We start from the raw sequence: 22,985 nt of genomic DNA on the forward strand, positions 1-22,985 counted from the left end.
GGCTAATAGGATATGTTCGGTCTGTAAAGACCGCCGTCAGCGTGCAGCAGTCTTCTTTCCCCAATATTGCTTAATTGGCGAATCTCACGTTCTGTGCGCTGTAGCCCACCTGGATATTCCCCTGGATGAGCTTGCCTGCCGGCGAATAGTAGAACACTTCGCTCGGTGCCTTGTAACTCGGGTTGTCAATGACATAAATCTGTCCTTTGCTGTCTACGTTCACCTGCTGCGGACTCCTCAGTCCCGTCATGGCGATGTCGGCCTCCGCACCGGTCTTCAGATCATAGAAGAAGAACCGCTTAGCCGTATCATAGTAAGCTGCGTATAAGCATACGAGTGCTTTCTTCGGTGCATCATAGGCAATGGCACTTGCCTTGCAGACGCTGGTAACCTTGTCGGTTGTTGCATCAATCTTCTGCACGAGGGCATTCTCGCTATGGTAATTGGAAACAAAATAAATGTCATTGCCCACAGCAATACTCTGGTTGTAAGGGTTCAGCACTACTTCTATCTCCTTGACTTTCTTGAACGAACCGAGGTCGACAACGGAAATGGATTTACCCTTGTTGTCAAAGTTGTGGTCAGACATATTCGCATAGAGCTTTCCGTTTGCAACAGAGATTGCTTCCGGATATGGACCGACTTCAACAGAGTCGATGATCGGCTTCTGCAGATCATTGGGATTCATCTTGTAGATTTTCCCGCTGTATGCCGAGAAGTAAACATACTTTCCGTCTGTAGCCAGATAGCGTGGCTCAACTTTCGGCATGAGGATTTTCTTTTCAAGCCGTCCTAAACGGTTCAGGATTTCTATCTTTGAAGAAGTCGTCCCGGTTATGACCACCTTGTCGCCGACGACGATCAGGTCCTGGGCATCGCCCACCTCTTCTCCGTTCTGTGCAGTATAAGCATCGTAATAACGGAAGGGTGATGTCGGGCGTGCCGTAGCATTATAGAAGAGGATGCCGACAGTGCCGTCGTTGGCTTTGAAATTGCCGGCGCAGGCAACGTAAGTTGTAGGATTGGCGACCTCCGGCTGTTGCCTGCCGTCGTCAAAGTCATTGTCATCGCTACAGGCGGTGAACGTAAGCGCAGCCATCAGGATGATGCCCAGCGCAAGAAGATTCTTTTTCATTGTTCTTGTTGTTTTAAATATAATTGATTTTAATGCTTCTGCTTTCACATCTTGCTTTTCCATTTTCCTCCTCGCATCTTTTTCTTTTTCCTTCCCCTTTTTCCTTTTTTACCTTTTTACCTTTCCACGGCCTTTCCAGCTTATAGAGATCCGCCAGTTCGTACCAGGCATGGGGTAGAACCTTACTATCTCATAGTTTTTGTTTCCAAGATTGCGCAAGTCGAACTGTATTCGCAGCTGCTGATGGAAGACACGAAGTTCCTTGGACAGTGTAATGCTGTGGTCGGCAAAGCCTGCCATTCGGTTCTGCGGAATGGCATAGCCCAATGAATAACGCTCGCCCATCCACAAGACATTGTAACCAAGGTCGGCCCATGATGTGTGCAGCAGTATGCTCGCAGCCCCTGAATGGCGTGGAGTATAGGCAATCTGGTCACCATAGTAGACATCGGCAGGGTCGGTTCTGTCGGTAGCCTTGAGAAGACTGTAGCTCCCGATAACACTGACTGACAACCCCTCATTCCATCGTTTCTCCATGTTGGCAGACAGATCGAGCCCTATCTGTCGTACCTTCCCGGCATTCATCATCTGCCAGTAGAACATCTTGGGCACAGCGATGATTTTGTCTGTGACATTTCCTAAATAGCCGTCAGCCGTCAGCGAAAGCTGAATCATGCGGCTGAACACATGACTGTAGGTTGCTCCAAGATTCCATTGTCTTGATTTCTCCGGGTGCAGATGCCTGTTGCCCACGCCTGTATAATAGAGTTCGTTTAACGTAGGTGTCCGGAAGATGTCCTTGTAGCCGAGACGGAAGCGAAGCCCTTCCAGACAGTGCCATTGCAGGCTGAAAGCTGGAGAGAGCCGGTGAAAACCGTCAGAAGGACGGCCCTGTTCTGTCTGTTCCGTAATATTCGTTGCAAGGAGGGAGGTGTTGATGGTGAACTGCCTGGCATGATAGCTGGCTGCCAATGCCGTCCACAGCGAATTGCGTGTCGGATTGGCCGCCTGCGCAAGCGTCATGGACAGGTGGTTGTGGGCATAATCCTGTGCCATCGACAGATGCAGTCCGCGCATAGGCGCACTCCATAATGTTGCAGTGAGATAGACCTCCTGTTGCCTGTAGATGTCCTCCTTGTAGCCGGCGGCAGGTACATCCGAATAGCGCGACCACGTGTAGTTCCATTTGGCAGCCGCCTTCAGCTTGACGCGCCGGCTGACTCTATTCTCATAGGCGAATTGTGTAAACACATTCTTGTCGGCAAGTCTTTCGGCAGAGTAGGGGTTGTCATAGATGACAGCCCCCGGCAGTCCTCTGTGAGACACGAAACCGTAAGTCTTCCATTTCATCGTCTGATGGTTGCCGGGCTGCCAGTCCATGTTCAGCTCTCCCCGCCACGTCTCAATGTCGCTGTTGTTACGGTGTTCATGGATGGTCCTGTTGCCGTTTTTCAGTTTGAACGCATAGATGCCGTCGGCCCTTTCACAGCTCCCGTATGCACTGATGCCGAGATGGGAGAATTGCCGGTGGTAGAGTAGGGAAGGGGAGAACAGGCCATAGCTGCCTGTACGGACGGTTGCAGCAAGGCTGTTCCTGCGGTCATTATTGCTGCCATGCAATGTACCGATGTTTATCAGGCTTGCATATGAAAAAGACTTGGCACTCCGGTAGATATTATCGTCCTGTCCTATCTGGAGGCTGACGAGCGACACATTGTCAAGGGTGAAGCGGGAGAGGTCGACCTGTCCGCTCTGGCAGTCGCCGACCTGTACGCCGTCATAGATAACCCCTGTATGTCCTGCACCCAGCCCACGGATATTGACCGTCTTCATACCGCCTACGCCGCCATAATCCTTTACCTGTACGCCGGCGAACTGCTTCAGGGCATCACCCATGTCGATGATGCCGAGCCGTTCCATGTCAGCGTGCGAGAGCGTCTGTACGGGTGAACTTGACAAGATGTTTCCGGGAATATGGAACCCATTGACCACTACCTCCTGTATCGAATGAACCGAATCTGCGCCGACAGTCTGTGCCATTGTTCCGATCGGGCACAACAACAATGTGTAAGAAGCCAGTCGCCTCATGTCTTCTTGCTTGTTTCAAAGGATTCTATGCAGTGCCCTTCCTCGAGGGATGCAACGACTTGCAATGGCAGGTCTTCTGACTTGTTATCCAAATGGGGGCAAACGCCTTCCCGGATTAGCAGAACCAGTGGCTTCAGTTTGCCCGGCGGATAGCTTACAGCTGCGGGACAGTAGCGGATTTGCACCGCTTTCCCTTTTTAATCATATTGGGTAATGAACCTATTGCGATTGCAAACTTACATAAAAATATCGGATTTCATGCCTGTTCTATTAAAAAAGTCCATCCGGACCTCCCTCTGCCGAATATGAAAGCCTTATTGTGCCCGGTTTCCTCAAGGCTTCAAACCAATGTCCTGGCAGGGAAACAAAAGAAGGTGTGCAGGATTTCCTGCACACCTTCTTTTGTTTTGTATCTTTCAGATACAGCAATGATATTGCCCTTAGTAAGCAAAGAGCGGATAATCCTTCATCGTCTCATTCACCTTCTCACGTACACGTTTGATGACCTGCTCGTTCTCCGGGTCTGCCAGCACCTCGTCGATGAGGTCGGCACAGAGCAGCATCATGTCTTCCTTGCAGCCGCGGGTCGTCATGGCTGCTGTTCCAAGACGCAGACCGCTTGTCTGGAAAGCAGAACGCTCATCGTACGGAACCTTGTTTTTATTGGCTGTGATGTCAGCTGCAACAAGGGCCGTCTCAGCCACCTTACCCGTTAGGTCAGGGTACTTCTGACGCAGGTCGAGCAGCATGGAATGGTTGTCCGTACCACCGCTGACGATGCTGAAGCCCTTGTCAACGAGTGCCTGGGCGAGTACGGCAGCATTTTTCTTTACCTGAAGGGCATACTCCTTCCAGCTTGGCAGGAGATTCTCGCCGAACCCGACAGCCTTGGCTGCAATGACGTGCTCCAGCGGACCGCCCTGGTTCCCAGGGAAGACAGCAGAATTGAGGAGCATGGACATCGGTTTCACAACACCTTTCTTCGTTGTCAGGCCCCAGGGATTCTCGAAATCTTTGCCCATGAGAATGACACCGCCGCGAGGACCGCGGAGGGTCTTGTGGGTTGTCGTGGTAACGATGTGTGCATACTTCACGGGGTTGTCGAGCAGCCCTGCTGCGATAAGTCCTGCAGGATGAGCCATGTCGATCATCAGCAATGCCCCCACCTCGTCGGCAATCTGTCGCATACGCTTATAGTCCCATTCACGGCTGTAAGCGGAGCCACCGCCGATGATGAGCTTCGGCTTGTGCTCCCGGGCGAGCCGTTCCATCTCGTCATAGTCGACACGTCCAGTCTCCCGGTTGAGCGTATAGCCTATATGATGATAGAGGATGCCTGATGTGTTCACCTCACTGCCATGAGAGAGATGCCCGCCCTGGTCAAGGTCGAGTCCCATGAAGGTGTCGCCAGGTTTCAGCACAGCAAGCAGCACTGCCTGGTTTGCCTGTGCGCCGGAGTGCGGCTGTACATTGGCGTATTCTGCACCGAAGAGCTTCTTTATGCGCTCGATGGCAAGTGTCTCTACTTGGTCAACCACTTGGCAGCCGCCATAATAGCGCTTGCCAGGATAACCTTCAGCATACTTGTTTGTCAGGTAGGATCCCATGGCCTGCATTACTTCGTCACTGACGAAATTCTCAGATGCAATCAGCTCCATTCCTTTGAGCTGGCGTTTGTGTTCCAACTCGATAAGGTCAAAAATTTCTTGGTCTCTTCTCATGTGTATTTTGAAATGTTTATGGGAGGATAAAATCTGTCTATGCCCTCCGTGGTTAGTGATAACGCTGCAAATATACGAATTAATGTTCTAACTTGCAAGCGTATCAAAAAAAATAATGTAACTTTGCATACACAACGGTTCTGCTTTCAGCAGCCAATGTGAAAGTATATGACTTTATAAGTTGTTATATCGTAATATTTTACAAAACAACATTCAAGAAAGATTACATGAGGTTGAAAGAGTTATTTCTGGCCTACGATTTTGATGAGATTTATCCCCAGGTAGGGCTTATGTATCCCAAGGGGCGTCATCTGCGTGGACAGTTCCGCAATGCATACGATTTATTGAGAAGCATCAAGCCGGTAGCATCAAAGAAACTGATCCGTTATCAGCTGATGGAAGACCCGGAAACCAACGAGATGTTCTATGGTGCAGACGACCGGGATTTTAATGGGCCTTGGGAGGTACTCCTCGGAAAGGAGGTCAAGAAAGATCCGGAAGTTAACCTGACCAGTGAGGAACTTGTTGCCAACTGCCTGCTTAACACTGTGCTGACGGGACGCCATCCTCACACTTTCGACAAAGATTATCAAGACATTACGACGTATTAGCGGTCCTTGAGTGCCCTGTCGCAATTCCTTGACAAATTATTGGCAACGGATTGTAGCCTTACTTATCCTGTTGCCAATCAATGATTGTCAGTGCTGTCCGGCAGCCCCATTTCACGTGTAAGTCAGTCATCAGCGTCTTACTGTATATGATAACGACAGGAACGGACCGGTCTTCCCTGCAGGTGTGCTGGGCCCCGTCACTTATGGAGTTGATGCCCATCACTCATGGAGTTGACGGCAGACACCAGTCGTGCTGACGGTCCGGACCTTGCTATATATTGCCGGAATGAGAGCCGGCTTGCAGCTGGAGAAGAGCTGTGCCGGCAGAACTTATTTGTGAGGGCTTACTTTTCCGAAAACAGTCCGAATATGCTATGGCGGGTGGACTGTAGGGACGATACTCTCTCCTCACCCGCCCCCTTCTCAGCAGTTCTTTTTATAGCTTTGCACAGCCCATACGCTCATGAAAAGCCCGATTCCAAGCAGGGCGAGTACCTGGTGGGAGATGCTTCCCATATCGCCTCCGCGGATGCAGACCGTCCGCATGGCCTCGATAAAATAGCTTACCGGGTTGACATAGGTAGTCAGATAAGCTGCGTAAGGCATGGAACGTGTCGGCGTGAACAGGCCGGAGAGCAGCATGAGCATCACGACGAAGAACCACATGACGAAGATGGCCTGCTGCATGGTGTCCGAATAATTGGAGACAATCAGCCCGAAGGACGAGAAGAACAGTGCCAGCAGCATCGCCAGCAGATAGACAAGGGCAATGCTTCCCACGGGAACAATGCCGTATATCCCCCATGAAAGAAGCAGGCAGACGGTGACGACGAAGAAGGCGATGATCCAGTAGGGAATCAGCTTGGCAAGGATGAATGTCCATTTACTTACGGGTGTCACGTTGATCTGTTCGATAGTCCCTGCCTCCTTCTCACCTACGATGTTGAGCGTCGGCAGGAATCCTGTCATCAGCATCATCACGATGGCAAAGAGTGCGGGAATCATGAAGCGTTTGAAGTCCAGCTGCTTGTTGTAGAGATATAAGGTAGACACCTGCGACTGGACAGAAGCTGCGGAAGGAGATGCATGGGCGATGACAACCTGCGAGAGATAGGCAGACCCTATCGAGCCTTTTGTCCCGTTGACGGCGTTGGCAGCCACCAGCACCTGCGGCGTACGTCCCAGGACAAGATCCCTGCTGTAGTGCTGTGGAATGACCACTATGGCATCCGACGTGGAATGCTCTATGTTGCTGAGTGCTGCCGCATACGTAGGCTGCTGTCCATGAAAGACAAAGTAGTTGTTTGCTTCAATCTCATGCACCAGCCGCTGCGACTGTGTGGAGCGGTCGTTGTCGACGACATCTACTACGATATTCTTCACTTCCATGTTCATTACCCACGGCATGACACACATGACCATGATGGGGAAGACGATGATGAGCCGTGGCAGAAACGAGTTGCGGCGTATCTGGGTGAACTCCTTGCGTAAAAGATATTTCAGTACCATATAGTTTCTATTCCAGTCGTTTGTTGAATCTCGTGAGAGAGAGGAGAAGCAATATGACGAGCATGCCGAGGAGAATCGTCAGCTCACGGAAAACCTGTCCGATGCCGGTACCCATGATCATCAGCTTTCGCATGGCGCTGATATAGTAACGTGTGGGGATGATGGCCGACACATACTGTAGTATCCGGGGCATCGACTCAATGGGGAATACCATTCCGGAAAGCTTGATAATAGGCATCAGCAGCACCATGGCCGACAGCAGCAGGGCGGCAAGCTGTGTCTTTGCGATGTTGGAGACAAGCAGTCCCAATGAGAGTGCCAGCAGAATGTAGATGGTGGAGATGGCGAATATCCAGAACAGGGAAACATGCAGCGGTACGCCCAGGACGTAAGTGGACATGAGGAGGATTGCCGTCAGAATCAGGAAGGCGAGTACCAGGTAGGGAACGACTTTTGCGATGATGATCAGCAGCGGACGTGTGGGCGATACGAGCAGCACCTCCATCGTGCCTCTCTCTTTTTCCCGGACAATGGAGATGGAGGTCATCATGGCACAGACCAGCATGAGCAGCATCCCCATGATGGCAGGCACGAAGTTATAGGCGGATTTCATCTGCGGATTGTAAAGCATCCGTGAATTGACGGCAGTCCCCTCCGCATTCATGAGCACGGCACGGGCATAGTTAGACCACAGCTGTGCCATGTTGGGATCCGCCCCGTCCACGATAAACTGGATTCCATGTCCCGGTTCTGTAAAGTCCTGTGCGAAGACAACCGCTATGTCTGCCTGCTGGTTACGGATCGTCTGCTCGGCTTCGGCAGGTGTGGCGGCGGTCTTCACGATCGTGAAATACTCCGATGCCGCCAGACGGTCAGCCGCCTGCTGCGTCGCATAGCTGGCATTGCTCATGACGATGACTGTCCGCACGTTCCGCACGTCGTTGGTGATGGCGAATCCGAAGATCAGCATCATGACGACAGGCATGCCGAAAAGCATCAGCATGGTACGCTTGTCACGGATGATATGTTTTGCCTCTTTGGTGACAAAAGCTATGAACTGCCTCATACGTTATGGATTGGTTTCATTCTTAATCTGCACATCTTGTGGCCTGTCGTGCCAGGAATGTAAAGACATGCTCCATGTCCGGCTGCCCCAGTTTCTGTTTCAGTTCTTCAGGTGTGCCCAGGGCTTTGATCTTGCCGTCTACCATGATGGAAATCCGGTCGCAGTATTCCGCCTCGTCCATGTAGTGAGTGGTCACGAAGACCGTTATCCCCTGCTTCGCAGCGTCATAGATCAGTTCCCAGAACTGGCGGCGTGTGGCGGGGTCTACACCTCCCGTAGGTTCGTCGAGGAATACGACATGAGGGTCGTGGAAGATGCTGACCGAGAAGGCGAGCTTCTGCTTCCATCCCAAAGGCAGACTGGATACAAGCGTGTTTCGGTGTGCCGAGAAGTCCAGCCGATCGAGCAGGTCGGTGGTCTTGCGGCGTATCTCTCCGTCGTCCATGCCGTAGATGCCGGCAAAGAGCCTGATGTTCTCGGCAACGGTAAGGTCCTCGTAGAGCGAGAACTTCTGGCTCATGTAGCCGATATGCTTCTTTATCTGCTCGTACTCGGTACGGATGTCAAAGCCTGCTACTTTTCCGTTTCCACCCGTCGGCTGGCTGAGTCCTGTGAGCATACGCATGGCTGTGGTCTTGCCGGCTCCATTGGCACCGAGGAAGCCGAAGATCTCTCCTTTCCTGACCGTGAAGGATATGTCGTCTACCGCATGGAAGCTGCCAAAGGCCTTGACGAGGTGTTCTACTTCGATGGCATTCTCGTTGCTCTTCGTTCCGGCTTCCAGCTTCTCGATGGCAGGAGGATTGAAGATGTCCCTGAAAGTGGTGAGGATGTCGTCCGGTGTACCGATACCCCTGATACGACCTTCCGAAAGGAAAGCGACACGCTCACATTTCCTTACTTCATCCAGGTAGGGCGTTGAGGCGACAATGGTAATCTCACGCTCCTTCAGCTGGGACAGCATCTCCCAGAACTCTTTGCGGCTGACAGGGTCGACACCTGTTGTCGGTTCGTCAAGGAACAGGACACTCGGCTGGTGGACCAGTGCGCAGCAGAGAGCCAGCTTCTGTTTCATGCCGCCCGAGAGTGCTCCCGCCCTGCGTTTTCTGAACGGTTCAATCTGTGTATAGATGGCCTTGATGGAGTCGTAGTTCTCTTCCACCGTCGTCCCAAAGAGCGTGGCGAAGAACCTCAGGTTCTCTTCCACCGTCAGGTCCTGATAGAGCGAGAACCTGCCCGGCATATATCCCACTCTCCTGCGTATCTCTTTCATGCCGCTGACAACATCGTATCCATCTACCGAGGCTGTGCCGTCATCGGGTAGCAGCAGTGAACAGAGAATACGGTACAGGGATGTCTTGCCGGCACCGTCGGGACCGATAATGCCGAATATCTCGCCTTTCCCGACGGAAAAGCTGACATCATGCAGTGCCTGCACTTTCCCATAACGTTTGGACAAGCTGTCTACTTCAATCGCATTCATCGGCATAGTCTAAAACTTCACTTCACCGTACATTCCAATCTTTACATAGCCGTCGTTGCGGAACTGCACCTTGACCGCATAGACGAGGTCGGCACGCTCGTCGTCGGTGAGGATGGTCTTGGGCGTGAACTCCGAACGGCTGGAGATCCATGCGACAACGCCGTCGTAAGTCTTCCTCTGTCCGTCACCATAGTCGGCCATGACCTTCACCCTCTGTCCGATTCTGACACGCTTCAGCTGTCCGGAGGTGAGATAGGCACGGATAAACATCCTCCCCGTATCGGCCATCTTGAAGAGCGGTTTCCCTATAGGGACGAACTCGCCACACTCGGCATATTTCTCCAAGACTGTTCCGGTGATGGGACTCTTCACGAAGGTATGGGCTATCTGGTCGTCAAGCTGTGCCCGCTGGGAGCGAATACCGGCCTGTTGTGCATTGACACCGGCTTGTTGCGCATTGATGCCCTCCATCTGTGCAGCGATGCCCTTGTCCTGTTCGGCCAAAGAAGCATTCTGGCTGGCAATCTGTTCTTCTGTGGCGGCAAGCTGCTTCTGCAGCACCTGAATCTGATAATCTATGTCATCCACCTGCTTCCGTGCGACAGCTCCGTCTCGCAACAGTTCGGCGAAACGCTGCCGTTCACGCTGCTGATTGGCAATCTGCTGACGGATGGACGCTACCTGCCTCGTCAGATCCAGCCGGCGGCTTGCCGTCGCCTCCCTGTTGGCGGCAAGCTGCCGTCTGTTTGCTTCGAGTTGTCCATGGGTAGCCTGGAGCTGGTCGTTGTTCGTAGCCAGCTGGTCACGCTTCAGGACAAGCTGTCGGGCGTCAATCTGTCCTACTGTCGCCCCGCCCTTGAGCTGCTGTCCCTCGGTGACATTGAATGTTACCAGCTGTCCGGCAGACTCCGCCGACACGGTTACCTCCGTGGCTTCGAACGTCCCCGTAGCGTCGTAATCCTTCCTGTCTCCACCGCAGGATACCATCACAAAGGCAAGTGCGGCTAAAAAAAGTATTCTTTCCATATCTGTCAGTTGTTTCATTCGTTGCTGGTATATCTCAGATCGTACATTTCCTTGAGCAGCTCAATCTCGTGTATAGCCTGCTGTGTCTTGGCCGCATTCTCGTTGTTTATCTCCCTGAGAAGGCTGTTTACATCAATGATGCCGTGGGCAAGCTTTGATTCCGCCGCTTTGCGGACACGGGTTCGCAGGCCGATGATTTCGCTGTCATTCTGCATCATGGTATGGTACCGGCTGATATTCTCCGTCTGCTGTATCTGTTCCATATGGTTGTTGAACAGGAACACTTCACGTGCGTTCTCTATCAGTTCACGCTCCAGCTTCAGTTTTTCTCTGTCGTTCTTACGGGTATAGAGCGCACCGATGTTCCACGACAGCTTCACCCCTATAATACCGTTGAGACTCCACCGGTGTCGCATCATGTCTTCGAACATATTAAGTCCCGGATAGCCGTAATAGCCCTGGGCGAAAAATGCCAGCTTTGGCCGCAACTGCGTATCCAACGCCCTCTCCTGCTCTACGGAAAGGCGCAGCTGACTGTCGAACAACCGTAGTTCCGGGCGGTTGTTGCCAGTGGCGGCAGATTCAAGAACATCCGGTTTCCGGAGACCGTCGACCTCAATACCGCAAAAGGCACTCAACATCCGGCGCAGCATCTGCCGCTGTGCTTTCAGGCTTGTGTTCTGCTGCTCCGCATTCAGCCGCTCTGCCTTTACATTCTCAAAATCGCTTGTCGATGCCGTCCCGCCCTTGACCATCGCCGAGAGCTTCTTCTCGCTCGACAGCAGCAAAGCCATGACATCATCGTTGAGACTGATCTGCTCGTCGACAAGCAGGATAGAAAAGTACATCTCGTTGACACGCCTGCGCACCTGATACAGCTCCACTTCATTCTGCGCCTTCTGCACCTTCCCTTCCTGCCGGGCAATCCTACTGCGACTGCTGATAACACCGCCGTCATAGATTGTCTGCCGGAGGTCGATACCGACCTTGTATTGGTCCTTGGTCAGACCTTTCATCTTGAGCCCCATCTGCTGGAACATTCCCTGCATATTCTCCGGCCATGCCGCAACATCACTTTGGTAAGTTGCCTGTGCCGAAGCGGAAATCTGTGGCAGCCAGCCTTTTTGGAGATTGCTGACTGTCAGATGGGTTGTCTGTGCAATCAGGTCATACTTCCTGATGACAGGATAGTTCTTCTCAGCAGCCTGCTGGCATTCCTCCAAGGTCTGGGCCTGGACTGCGGCCGGCAATGCCGAAAGCATAAGAAGCAATATTCTCTTTCTCATATATCCGTCTTTGATAATTCATTGTTTCCTGTTGGTTGCGGCAAAGGTAGGCTTATTCTGACACAATACGCTTATTAAATGCACGGAATTAATTGCCATATTGTATGATTTCCGTGTTATCTGATCTCATATCCCGAAATATAATGTTAATTTTGCAATCAAATCATACAATAAAGAAATCTTATGGAAAAGGCAAGAAGCCTCAACCCGCTTTCTATGGAGAGCATTGATCTTGAAGAACTTTACCAGCAGCCGCAACAGGGACGGATTATGGTGAACGATGATGTGGTACTTGTCATCGGCGGGCACATACAGCACACCCGGTTTCTCGAAGAGGGGAAAATCTACCAGATCGTCGAGCCCCGTCTGGTGCTTGCCATCAAGGGGAATGCCGATATCTGCGTCAACCTACAGGACTGTCATCTGGAGAAAGGATCCGTCATGCTGCTGCCTTCTGACACCATCCTTGAGGCAAAGGCAATATCCACAGATGCACGCGTGGTGGTCGTCGTCTTCCGTGAAGGCATGGACATCCCGGAGGAGACTATACTCAGTGCCTCTCCAGAAGAATGTGACCGCATACTGCGTATGGTATATCTTACCTGGGACATCATGCAACTCAAGCCTTACAGGCGGAAGACCATACAGCACCTTTTGCAGTCGGTTGTATCTGACGTTCTATATATCAAGGACATCGAAGAGAAAAATGTAATACGCAGTCACACTGCACGCGCCCACGAGCTGTTCATACAGTTCAAACGGCTGGTACACCGGAACTGTACCCGCGAGCGTTCCATTCCTTTCTATGCAGAACAAATGCACGTGACACCGCACCACCTGTCTGCCACCATCAAGAAAGCCAGCGGCCAGAGTGTCATGTACTGGATCAACCGGGCTACGGTCCAGGAAGCGAAAATCCTCCTGAAAACCAACGGTGCGATGGGCTATGAGATTGCTTACCGGCTGAACTTTCCCAGTGCATCCGCCTTCTCCAAGTTCTTCAAGCGAGAGACCGGTTTGACACCCCGGATGTACCAAGAGAGAGCTGGCAGGTAATCCTGGAAACTGCAAGTGGGAGACATCCTGCTACAGGGAACACGAGTCCCAAGTGGTCGGGAACAGATGTCCCGGTGCTTGGGGACATGATTCCCAATGCCTGGGAACGTCTGTCCCAGTCAGTTGGGAAATCCGGAATTTGATGACAAGCTATCCGTGTAAATCCATTGGACAGCGTGAGTTATTCCTTTGTGTACGTGTGGACAATCCGTTGTATAGGCACCACAACGGATACTGATATAGGTATTTCCTGATGAGAGATGACCGGGACTCGCTGATTCCCGGCACATTAGGATATATGATAAGAGGTCTGGCAAATCGTTTCTGTAAAAACGTCAAAACCCTCATTTTATAGATGTTCCAGACCGAAAGACAGTCTGGCAGCATCTATAAAATGAGGGTTGGAATAAGGGTTATATAGTCCTTTGACTGTATGATGTTCCGTTCAGGAAGCCGTTAAGCCTCCTCACTCCAGTCTTCCTTCGTCTTGCGGACATAACTCTGGTAACGGAGTTTCGCCATGTCCTCACAGGCCTTGAAGAGCTCTTCTCCCTCATTGGGATAAGCCTTGAGGACAGAGAGGAAGCGTACCTCGCTGCGGAGGAAGTCCTGGAACTTGCTCCAGTCCGGTACCTTGGAATCGAGAGAGAACGGGTTCTTGCCCTCTTCTGCCAACTGTGGGTTGTAACGCCAGAGGTGCCAGTAACCGCAGGCAACAGCATTGGCCTCCTGCGCCTGACTGCGACCCATACCGCCCTTGATCTTCAGACCGTGGTTGATACACGGAGAGTAAGCGATGATGAGCGACGGCCCGGGATAAGCCTCAGCCTCACGGATGGCCTTCAATGTCTGTGCGTTGTCAGCACCCATGGCAACCTGTGCTACGTAAACGTAACCGTAGGTTGTAGCCATCAGACCGAGATCTTTCTTGCGTACACGCTTGCCCTTGGCAGCGAACTGAGCAATGGCGCCGAGCGGAGTAGACTTTGAACTCTGGCCACCCGTGTTGGAGTAAACCTCTGTATCGAGTACCAGGATGTTGACATCCTCTCCGGAAGCGATGACGTGGTCGAGACCGCCGTAACCGATATCGTAGGAAGCACCGTCACCACCGATAATCCACTGGCTGCGCTTGACGAGATAGTGGTCGAGGGTCTTCAGCTCGGCACATACAGGGCATCCATGCTCTGCGCCAGCTTCAATCAGCGGTTTCAGCTTGGCAGCGGCAACCTTTGACGCATCCGCATCATGCATGTTGTCGAGCCACTCCTGTGCAGCCTCCTTGAAGTCGGCTGGTGTCTTGTCGTCGGCCATCAGCTCATTGAGCAGCACGACGATGCGCTCACGCATCTTCTTGTTGCCCAAAGTCATACCCATGCCGAACTCGCAGAAGTCCTCGAACAGTGAGTTGTTGAAGGCTGGTCCCTGTCCGTTCTCGTTGGTTGTATACGGGGTGGAAGGAACGGAAGCAGAGTAGATGGAAGAGCAGCCGGTAGCGTTGGCAATCATCTCACGGTCGCCGAAAAGCTGTGAAACGAGCTTCACATACGGTGTCTCACCACAGCCCGCACAAGCTCCTGAGAACTCGAACAGCGGCTGAGCAAACTGGGAGTTCTTGGCATTCGACTTGATGTCAACCAGGTTCTGCTTGCTCTTGACGTTCTTGACGAGGTACTCCCACTTGGCGGCACGTGTCGTGGCCTCTTCTTCACCGGCAACGAACTGTGTCATCTTGAGAGCCTTGTTGCCCTTCTTGCCCGGACAGACGTCAGCACAGTTGCCGCAACCTGTACAGTCGAGAACTGATACGCCGATGCGGAACTGCATGCCCTTGAGCTGCTTGGGTGCGAGGATGTCGAGAGTGGTGTCGTTGAAGCCGGCCTTCTCCTGTTCGTCGAGGACGAACGGACGGATACAAGCGTGAGGACAGACGAATGAACACTTGTTGCACTGGATACAGTTCTCTGCGTCCCATGTAGGAACGAAAGCAGCGACACCGCGCTTGTCGTAAGCAGCGGTACCTACCGACCATGTACCGTCAACCGTGTTGTGCTTTACGAAGTCTGACACTTTCAGGAGGTCGCCTGCCTGTGCGTTCATCGGGCGTACGAGTTCCTTGACGAATGCGGGTGCATCGTCGGCTTTGGCCTCATCGTCAGGGAGGTTTGCCCATGCAGGGTCAACAGCCAGCTGCTTGTACTCGTTACCGCGGTCAACGGCAGCAAAGTTCTTGTCTACGACATCCTGCCCCTTCTTGCTGTAGCTCTTGACGATGAACTTTTTCATCTGCTCTACCGCAAGGTCGAGTGGAATAACCTCCGTGATACGGAAGAAAGCCGACTGGAGGATGGTGTTGGTACGGTTGCCAAGCCCGATCTCCTGTGCGATCTTGGTTGCATTGATGTAGTAAACGGTGATGTTGTTCTTGGCGAAGTAACATTTCACCTTGTTGGGAATGAAGTTTACAAGCTCTTCTCCGTCAAAGATGGTATTCAGCAGGAATGTACCGTTCTTGCGCAGGCCACGTGTGACATCGTACATGTTCAGGTAGGCCTGAACGTGGCAGGCAACAAAGTTCGGAGTGTTCACCTGATAGGTAGAACGGATCGGGCTGTCGCCGAAACGGAGGTGAGAGCAGGTGAAGCCGCCCGACTTCTTGGAGTCGTAAGAGAAGTAAGCCTGACAGTGCTTGTCGGTGTTGTCGCCGATAATCTTAACAGAGTTCTTGTTAGCACCGACAGTGCCGTCAGCTCCCAGGCCATAGAACTTAGCCTCGAACATTCCTTTGCCGCCCAATGGAATCTCCTCAACCTCCGGAAGAGAAGTAAAGGTGACATCATCCACGATACCTACAGTGAAATGATCCTTTGGCTCCGGCAGTTCGAGATTGTTGTAAACAGCGATGATCTTGGCGGGTGTGGTATCGGCAGAACCGAGGCCGTAACGGCCACCGACTATCAGCGGCTTGTTTTCGACATCGTAGAATGCGCTCTTGACATCGAGGTACAACGGCTCACCCTCTGCACCCGGCTCCTTGGTACGGTCGAGCACTGCGATACGCTTAACAGTCTTCGGAACTGCTGCCAACAGGTGCTTGACAGAGAATGGACGGTAGAGATGAACGGCAACCATACCCACCTTCTTGCCTTGAGACATCAGGTAGTCGATAGCCTCGCGAGCGGCTTCTGTGGCAGAACCCATCAGGATGATGATGTTCTCCGCATCCTTTGCGCCATAGTAATCGAAGAGGTGATGCTCACGGCCGGTAATCTTGGTCAGCTCATTGAGGTAGTGTTCAACAACTTCCGGTACATTCTCGTAGGCAGAGTTGCTTGCTTCACGGTGTGTGAAGAAGGTCTCCGGGTTCTCGGCAGTACCGCGTACGACAGGACGCTCCGGTGACATGGCACGGTCGCGGAACCGTTTGATGTCCTCTTCGTCAACCAGCGGACGGATGTCCTCCTGGTCGAGGCACTCGATCTTATGATACTCATGGGAGGTACGGAAACCATCGAAGAAGTTGATGAAAGGAACGGAAGTCTTCAGTGAAGCAAGATGAGGAACAGCAGAAAGGTCCATGACCTCCTGGACAGAACCCGAGCAGAACATGGCGAAACCTGTCTGACGGCAAGCCATTACGTCCTGATGGTCACCGAAGATACAAAGAGCGTGACTTGCGAGTGTGCGTGCTGAAACGTTGAACACGCATGGCAAAAGTTCACCGGCAATCTTGTACATGTTAGGAATCATCAGGAGCAGTCCCTGTGATGCGGTGAAGGTTGTCGTGAGAGCACCCGACTGCAGTGAACCGTGTACGGCACCTGCTGCGCCCCCCTCTGACTGCATCTCCTGTACGCTTACGGTCTGACCCCAGAGGTTCTTCCGTCCGCGTGCCGACCACTCGTCGACGTGCTCAGCCATTGGAGATGAAGGAGTGATAGGATAGATTGCTGCAACCTCAGAGAACATATAGCTCACATGAGCAGCGGCCTCGTTACCATCACAAGTGATAAACTTCTTTTCTTTAGCCATTTTGAAATTTATTAAATGAATATTGTTATAATGTTTTTGGTCTTGCCTAATAAAGGAAACCCATCAGCCAAAGCGGTACTTGTCTTCCTTTCCCCACTTCGGCATTGTATACTGTATAGGTGGTATCGCTGTTGAACCTCATTTTCGGCTTCCCGGCGTCATACACCTTGAATTTTTCTTTCTGGTTGATGATGTAAGTACCCTGTTTGTTGCCTTCATTCACGGAACACTCCTCCTGTAGTGCATTGACGAAGAAAGTCTCCATGAGCTGCTGCTGGTCCAGCTGGATGGGATAGATGGCATAAATCAGGTTGGAGTTCTGCAGCATCACCTTCGCCGGCTTCTTGGGGAATTCCTGCCCGACAGGATAGACGATGTTGATGAGACGTGCGTCAGCAAGGTTCTTGATATAGTTCATCACCGTCGCCCGGCTCGTATTGATTTCCTTGGCAAGATTGCTGATGTTGGGGGCTTTCGGTCCTTCCAGGGCAAGGAGATAGAACAGTTTTTTTATCTTGGTAAGATATTTCAGGTCTATCTGTTTGATGAGGAGGATATCAACTTCCGTCATCATGTTCATCGTCTTCAACAGGTTTTCGGAATAGTTCCGATGTTCCAGGAAGAAAGGATAGAAGCCATGATGGATATAATCCTGAAAGTGTTTCATCGGACTAACCTTGGACAGGATGGCATGGGTAATCTCTTCGTGATGGTCCTGAATGTCCTTCAGCGTGTAAGGCTCGAACTGCTGTCCGGTCTGCAGGTTCAGGTATTCCCGGAAAGAGAATCCCCGGAGGTTGTAGCTCTTGACGATGCCGTTGAGTTCCGGGTTTTCTTCCTTCAGCCTCATGACACTCGAACCGGTGAAGACTATCTGAAGCTGCGGGTAGCTGTCGTAGCATCGGCGAAGTTCTCGGCTCCAGTCCGGTTGCTTGAATACCTGGTCAATCAGCAGGACCTTTCCCCCCTTGCGGCAGAACTCGCCTGCGAAATCGGCAATGCCTCTGCCCTGGAAGTAAAAGTTGTTCATGTTTACATAAAGGCACTGCCGGTCTGTAGAGCCATAACGTTCTTTGGCATATTGCAGGAGGAAAGTAGTCTTGCCCACGCCTCTCGTACCCTTGATTCCGATGAGCCTGTCGTTCCAGTTTATCTCATCCATAAGACAACGGCGCACTGGAGCATTGACATGTTCCACCAGATATGTGTGAGTGCGAAAGAATGCGTCCATCTTGTTCCCGTTGTTGTCTATCTAATGCAGATGCAAAGTTACTATTTATTTCTGTTATTTGCAAACTATAGATGGCAAAAGTTGTTTTTTACTTTTATTTTTTTGTGTTGCATCTGCTTTCATGTACCTTTGCAGAACATAAACAAAGAAATCTGATGACACTGCACGTATTCAATCCCGAACACGATATTGCGTTAGCTTATGATAACAAGTACTTTACGGCTCCTCATGCCGGCAGGCAGCTGCGCCACGATTTAGATTATCTTCCTGCACTCTGGGCTGAGGACGGCGACCTTGTTCTGGTCGAAAACGTGGCTTCTGCCAGGAATTATGCACGGCGTTTCATGCGTTACAGCGGTCGGATCCGTTTTGTCGATAGAAGTGGAGTAGGGGAACTGTCGGACCAGATTGACCGTGTATCTCCCTGGGGATGGGATGCTGCTGTGAAGTTCCAGCTGGAACAGGTGGGCATCCGCGAGGCGGTCTTGCCCGGTGGAACATGGCTTGCCGAAATACGCAGGCTCAGCAACCGGCGTTTCTCTTCTACGGTCTTGAAAGAACTGCGGGCATGTCTTCCTGGACTGCCGCTGGTCGGAGAGGCTTTTTATGCCGGCGATGTGGAAGAGGTAAAACGTCTGGTGGAGAAAACGGGCAGGACGGTCATCAAAGCTCCCTGGAGCAGCAGCGGACGAGGCATACGTTATGTTGACTCCGTTCTGGATGCGCCTGTGGAAAGCTGGGCAAGGAAAGTCATTGCCAGACAGGGAGGTATGATGGTCGAGCCATATTACGGTAAAGTCAAGGATTTCGGAATGGAATTCGTCTCAGACAAGACAGGCGTTCATTATGCAGGATTATCCGTCTTCCATACGGTCAACGGTGCGTATGTGGGCAACAGTCTTGCCGATGAGACGGAGAAGCGCAAGCTGATTTCGGCTTACATTCCAGGCGATGTGCTGGACAAGGTGGGCGGAATGCTGGAGCTGATTCTTACATATCGTCTGCAAGGTATATATCAGGGATGCTTTGGCGTGGATATGATGGCTGTAGCGCATGACGGTGACTCCGGTTCCCCTGATGCCGGATTCCGGTTTCATCCGGTAGTGGAAATCAATCTGCGTCGTACCATGGGGCATATTGCCCTGACACTGTCGGACAGGCATGAATTTCACAACCGGATGATGCGTATAGATTACGACGGTTCGCACTATCATCTTCATACTGTGCATAATGACTGACAGTGTGACCAGTAAATGGATTATCATCTACGCCCACACTGATTCTTTCCTGTCAGTGTGCCGAGGGTAAACACCATTGGTGTTGAGGGTGTACACCCATGGTGTCAAGGCTTAGTACGGATCACGTTAAGCATGATAATAATCGGATAGAAGCAGTATTGTTATTCCTGAAAATAAGCTTTCTGAACAGACATCATAATCCCTGATAAAGAGCCTGCCGCAGAAGAATATACTTTAGGATAAAACATAGTCTGGCATTCATCCACAGCAGGTGCGCTTGTGGTCAATCTGCTGTGAAATTATTTTCCTGTCACTGCCGTCACTCTGCAAACACATATAACATACTAATAAACAATGTGTTAGTGAAGAATGTTAAAAGTGACAGCAAATGAGAAATAAACTTTTGCAGTAAACAGTCGGTAATTCTGTCCTCATTGTCAGCATCCTGCCACTCTAAACTTTAGAAGATTCTTTCATAAGTAGAATGAGTCTACCCCCACGAAAAATCCACTGTCCCCTGACAGTGTCTGCAGTGGACAGTAAGGGAAAGGGAAGAGCCGGATCAGTTGCTGTACAGCCAGCAGACCAGCCCGACAATTGCCAGTGCAAAGAAAGTCATAACGATTTTCATCATTTTGTTCAGCTTCTTCCGTCGACGTGCATTCCTTGATGATGCGTTGTCGTAAAATCCTGATCTGTGGTGGGAACGGTGGTGATGGTGTTGTGTTGTTGTCATTTTTTTAGCGTCTGAATGATTTCTGTTTGTTGAAATATCTGCTTTCCTCTCTGTATGCAGATTAACCTTGCTGGCTGCAAAGTTACAAAAAAGCACGGATATACGCCATGTACATCCGTGTTTTTTATTGTTCCGTGGTAACATTCATACGGTTATTTTTACGGTTGTCTCACGTGCTGGACACGTGAAGTCTCTGATGAGTGGATGATTCCCGATTCCTTTACAGCCGGTTCTTCTCTGCATTACCCGCACCTGTCCCCTTGTACTTGCTTCGCTTTGCATTGAAATTATAGGTAACGGTCAGTGAGACGGAGCGGGAATAGGTGTTACAGTCCTTATCCATAGTGGAGCCATAGCCTCTGAGCCCCCATCGTTCTCGCATGGAATCGAAGATGTCGTTTGCAGAAAGGGAAAGTATGAGGCGTTCATTGTAGAATGACTTGCGTAAAGCCAGGTTCAGACTTGCAAAGCCGTTTGCCTCTTGAAAGCCTTGGTAAAGTCTTGTACGTGTCCAGAAATTCACTCTGCCCATGAATGTCTTGGAGAATACGAACTGGTTGAGCAATGAGAATGTTACTGTAGGCTTGTTCTTCACTAACGAGCCATCATCATTCGGTGCATGGAAGTTCTGTTGCAGATAGCTTAATTCTGCCGTAGGCTGATACCATTTGAATTTAGGTGAGGCGACGACAGAGGCATAGTACATCTCAGAATGGTCATAGTTGTAGACTGCAGCAAAGGAGATGGCCTTGTTCTGGTATAATCCATGTGTCCATATCATTGCATTCTTGTAGTATTTATAGCCAGCCGAAAGGTTCAGCCAACCATATACTCCATTTACTTCTATGTTGTGTATCTGTTCCGGGCGCAGTTCCGGGTTGCCCCCTTCATAGCCGTAACGGTTGTTGTATTGTACGAAATTGCGCAGGGAACGGTAGCTCGGACGGTTGATCTTATTGCTGTAATTAAGCTGGAGCGACCACTTCCCACTGTTCCATACCAGTGACGCAGAAGGGAAGAAGTTGCTGTAACGCCGGCTGGCATCGTCCTGTTTAGTCTCGAAGGAGTAATAGTCTGACACTACATGCTCGTATCTTAGTCCTGCACTAAGGGAGAACTTACCCAAAGGAAGGCTGTAATCTGCAAAAACAGCCTGGTTCCTTTCCTTGATGTCAGTCTCCGAGGATGCAACAATCTGCTCTTTATTGGTGAAGTTTCCCCAGGAGTTGGTATAGCTGAACTCCGTTCCCCAGTTCAGATTACCACGCCATAGCGGATATTCAAAGACAAGTTTTCCTGCCCAGAGATGGCTGCGCTGGTTGCCTGAAGAATGTACCTCACGGTTGGAAAGCTGGTCGGAATGCTCTGTCTGGGTATGGTTTTCCTTAAACCTCATGGCAACATAGGATGCGTTGAAGTCTATTCCGAGTTTTCCGAGTCTGCCAACATAATACACATCAGCCTGATGACGGGCAGGAGTACGTATCTCAACATTCCCGTTCTGCGTTATGGTTCCTTCTGATATGCCGTTTTTATAGATATTCTGAACCCCATCCATTGTTCCTTCCATGCGGTAATCGGAATAGAAACGGTAAGAAGCACCGATAGAGTTGCTGTCATTGAAGAGGTAAGAAGTACCTATGCGCTCGGAAAAGGCATTATGCCTGCTTTTATAGTTGATGTGCTGGCGAATATCAACATCATCTCCGTTTGCGTGTATCTGAGAGTGAAGGTCGTTGTTCTCCTGCTGTAAATAATTTATCCAGTAGAGACTGTTGAACAGCTCCAGACGCTTTGTCCGATAAGTCAGTTTGGTCGATTCCGAGCCAGTCCACCATCCATTGTATTCCACATTGGCATCATTACGAAAGCTGAAGCCTTCATCCTGCCTGCGAATGGTTTTGATGCGGATGACGGACTGTACCTGTGCATCATACTGTGATCCGGGACTTGTGATGACATCCACACTCTTGATGTTGTCAGACTTGAGTTCCGTCAGTTCCTTCATGTCACTTATCTTGCGGTTGTTGATATAGATAAGCGGTGTTCCTTTGGCAAAGACTTGTACACTGTTGTCGCTTGTCGTTACACGGGGAAGCTGTGCCAGTACGTCCATGGCACTGCCCGTCTTTGCCAACAGTGAGTGTTCAATGTCGATTGTCATGCCTCCCCGCGTCATCTTGTATTGTGGTCGGACGGTCTTGACGGTCACTCCTTTCAGCTGCAAGGCATCGGGTGCAAGCTGGACAGTGCCTGCATTCTCGGTTGAGAAGGTTCGGTAAACGGTCTTGTAGCCCACGTAGCTGATGCGTGCAATGACCTTTGCCGGCTCGTAAGGCACTACGAACACACCGCTTTCATTGCTCACCCCGCCGGCAACGGCACTGGAGTCGACTACTGACAGCAGCAGTATATTGGCGTAAGGTATGGGCTGCCCGGTCTCATCAACGACTTTTCCCGTCAGATGTCGTTTTGTCTTGTGCGTACATTCCACCATGATTGTATTCCCACGGTGTGTCATCCGTATGGGATAGAAGCCTATCAGCTGCTGGATGGCATCGGTAACACGCTGGTTCTTGATGCTGGTTGTGATGCGGAAATCCTCCAGATCGTCATAAATGAAGTTGATTGTGTAACGGTTTTGCAGGCTGTTGAGTTCTTTCAACGCCTGCGCCATAGAGACATTATTGTATTGTCGGGTGATGCGCTGGGCCGATGCTCCACACATCATGGTGAGGAGCACGATCGTTGTTAATAACTTTTTCAT

15 protein-coding genes and 1 riboswitch are annotated in these 22,985 nt (G+C 51.0%); of the genes, 3 read left to right on the forward strand and 12 right to left on the reverse strand.

Features of this window, described 5'->3' with window-relative positions:
• Positions 1-70 precede the first annotated feature (70 nt).
• The 3 genes from DYH27_RS02800 to glyA form a co-directional block, all read right to left on the reverse strand.
• Entirely contained in the window at positions 71-1,135 is a 1,065-nt protein-coding gene (locus tag DYH27_RS02800) for a YncE family protein (RefSeq protein WP_029216447.1), read from the reverse strand.
• A gap of 108 nt (positions 1,136-1,243) precedes the next feature.
• Positions 1,244-3,223, reverse strand: coding sequence for a TonB-dependent receptor plug domain-containing protein (locus DYH27_RS02805; protein ID WP_025067655.1), 1,980 nt, complete (start codon positions 3,221-3,223; stop codon positions 1,244-1,246).
• Positions 3,224-3,272: 49 nt separating this feature from the next.
• A riboswitch (cobalamin riboswitch) is annotated at positions 3,273-3,462 on the reverse strand.
• 201 nt (positions 3,463-3,663) lie between these two features.
• Positions 3,664-4,944, reverse strand: coding sequence for a serine hydroxymethyltransferase (gene glyA / locus DYH27_RS02810; protein ID WP_004354237.1), 1,281 nt, complete (start codon positions 4,942-4,944; stop codon positions 3,664-3,666).
• Positions 4,945-5,171: 227 nt separating this feature from the next.
• Between glyA and DYH27_RS02815 the strand changes: the two genes are divergently transcribed.
• Positions 5,172-5,555 (forward strand): hypothetical protein, encoded by a 384-nt coding sequence (locus DYH27_RS02815; protein ID WP_029216448.1) that lies wholly within the window; start codon positions 5,172-5,174, stop codon positions 5,553-5,555.
• Positions 5,556-5,978: 423 nt separating this feature from the next.
• Here the strand turns inward: DYH27_RS02815 and DYH27_RS02820 are convergent, their stop codons facing one another.
• From DYH27_RS02820 to DYH27_RS02840, 5 genes are read right to left on the reverse strand one after another with little or no spacing between them, the layout of a single operon-like run.
• Positions 5,979-7,064, reverse strand: coding sequence for an ABC transporter permease (locus tag DYH27_RS02820; RefSeq protein ID WP_004354279.1), 1,086 nt, complete (start codon positions 7,062-7,064; stop codon positions 5,979-5,981).
• A gap of 7 nt (positions 7,065-7,071) precedes the next feature.
• Positions 7,072-8,130 carry an ABC transporter permease gene (locus tag DYH27_RS02825; protein WP_029216449.1) on the reverse strand — a complete coding sequence of 353 codons (1,059 nt, stop codon included), beginning with the start codon at positions 8,128-8,130 and terminating at the stop codon, positions 7,072-7,074.
• Between the two features lie 22 nt (positions 8,131-8,152).
• Positions 8,153-9,613 (reverse strand): ATP-binding cassette domain-containing protein, encoded by a 1,461-nt coding sequence (locus DYH27_RS02830; RefSeq protein ID WP_029216450.1) that lies wholly within the window; start codon positions 9,611-9,613, stop codon positions 8,153-8,155.
• Positions 9,614-9,622: 9 nt separating this feature from the next.
• The gene (locus tag DYH27_RS02835) at positions 9,623-10,639 is read right to left on the reverse strand and encodes an HlyD family secretion protein (protein WP_025067654.1); all 1,017 of its coding nucleotides are present in this window, start codon (positions 10,637-10,639) and stop codon (positions 9,623-9,625) included.
• Between the two features lie 14 nt (positions 10,640-10,653).
• A complete protein-coding gene (locus DYH27_RS02840; protein ID WP_025067653.1) occupies positions 10,654-11,925 on the reverse strand; it encodes a TolC family protein in 1,272 nt (423 codons plus the stop codon).
• Positions 11,926-12,108: 183 nt separating this feature from the next.
• On the opposite strand from DYH27_RS02840, the gene DYH27_RS02845 reads away from it, so the two are divergent.
• Positions 12,109-12,981 carry a helix-turn-helix domain-containing protein gene (locus DYH27_RS02845; protein ID WP_025067652.1) on the forward strand — a complete coding sequence of 291 codons (873 nt, stop codon included), beginning with the start codon at positions 12,109-12,111 and terminating at the stop codon, positions 12,979-12,981.
• A 456-nt stretch (positions 12,982-13,437) separates the two neighbouring features.
• On the opposite strand, the gene nifJ is transcribed toward DYH27_RS02845, so the two are convergent.
• Both nifJ and DYH27_RS02855 read right to left on the reverse strand, forming a co-directional pair.
• Positions 13,438-17,013: a pyruvate:ferredoxin (flavodoxin) oxidoreductase gene (nifJ, locus tag DYH27_RS02850; RefSeq protein ID WP_025067651.1), complete on the reverse strand. Its 3,576-nt coding sequence runs from the start codon at positions 17,011-17,013 to the stop codon at positions 13,438-13,440.
• Positions 17,014-17,059: 46 nt separating this feature from the next.
• Positions 17,060-18,244 (reverse strand): ATP-binding protein, encoded by a 1,185-nt coding sequence (locus tag DYH27_RS02855; protein WP_029216451.1) that lies wholly within the window; start codon positions 18,242-18,244, stop codon positions 17,060-17,062.
• Between the two features lie 155 nt (positions 18,245-18,399).
• Here DYH27_RS02855 and DYH27_RS02865 point away from each other — a divergent pair, with 155 nt between their 5' ends.
• Positions 18,400-19,482 (forward strand): hypothetical protein, encoded by a 1,083-nt coding sequence (locus DYH27_RS02865; protein WP_025067650.1) that lies wholly within the window; start codon positions 18,400-18,402, stop codon positions 19,480-19,482.
• Positions 19,483-20,044: 562 nt separating this feature from the next.
• On the opposite strand, the gene DYH27_RS13520 is transcribed toward DYH27_RS02865, so the two are convergent.
• Both DYH27_RS13520 and DYH27_RS02875 read right to left on the reverse strand, forming a co-directional pair.
• Positions 20,045-20,218, reverse strand: coding sequence for a hypothetical protein (locus tag DYH27_RS13520; protein WP_231559286.1), 174 nt, complete (start codon positions 20,216-20,218; stop codon positions 20,045-20,047).
• Between the two features lie 220 nt (positions 20,219-20,438).
• The gene (locus tag DYH27_RS02875) at positions 20,439-22,985 is read right to left on the reverse strand and encodes an outer membrane beta-barrel family protein (RefSeq protein WP_025067649.1); all 2,547 of its coding nucleotides are present in this window, start codon (positions 22,983-22,985) and stop codon (positions 20,439-20,441) included.

Source organism: Prevotella denticola (genome assembly GCF_900454835.1).
In the GTDB taxonomy this organism is placed as follows: Bacteria; Bacteroidota; Bacteroidia; order Bacteroidales; family Bacteroidaceae; genus Prevotella; species Prevotella denticola.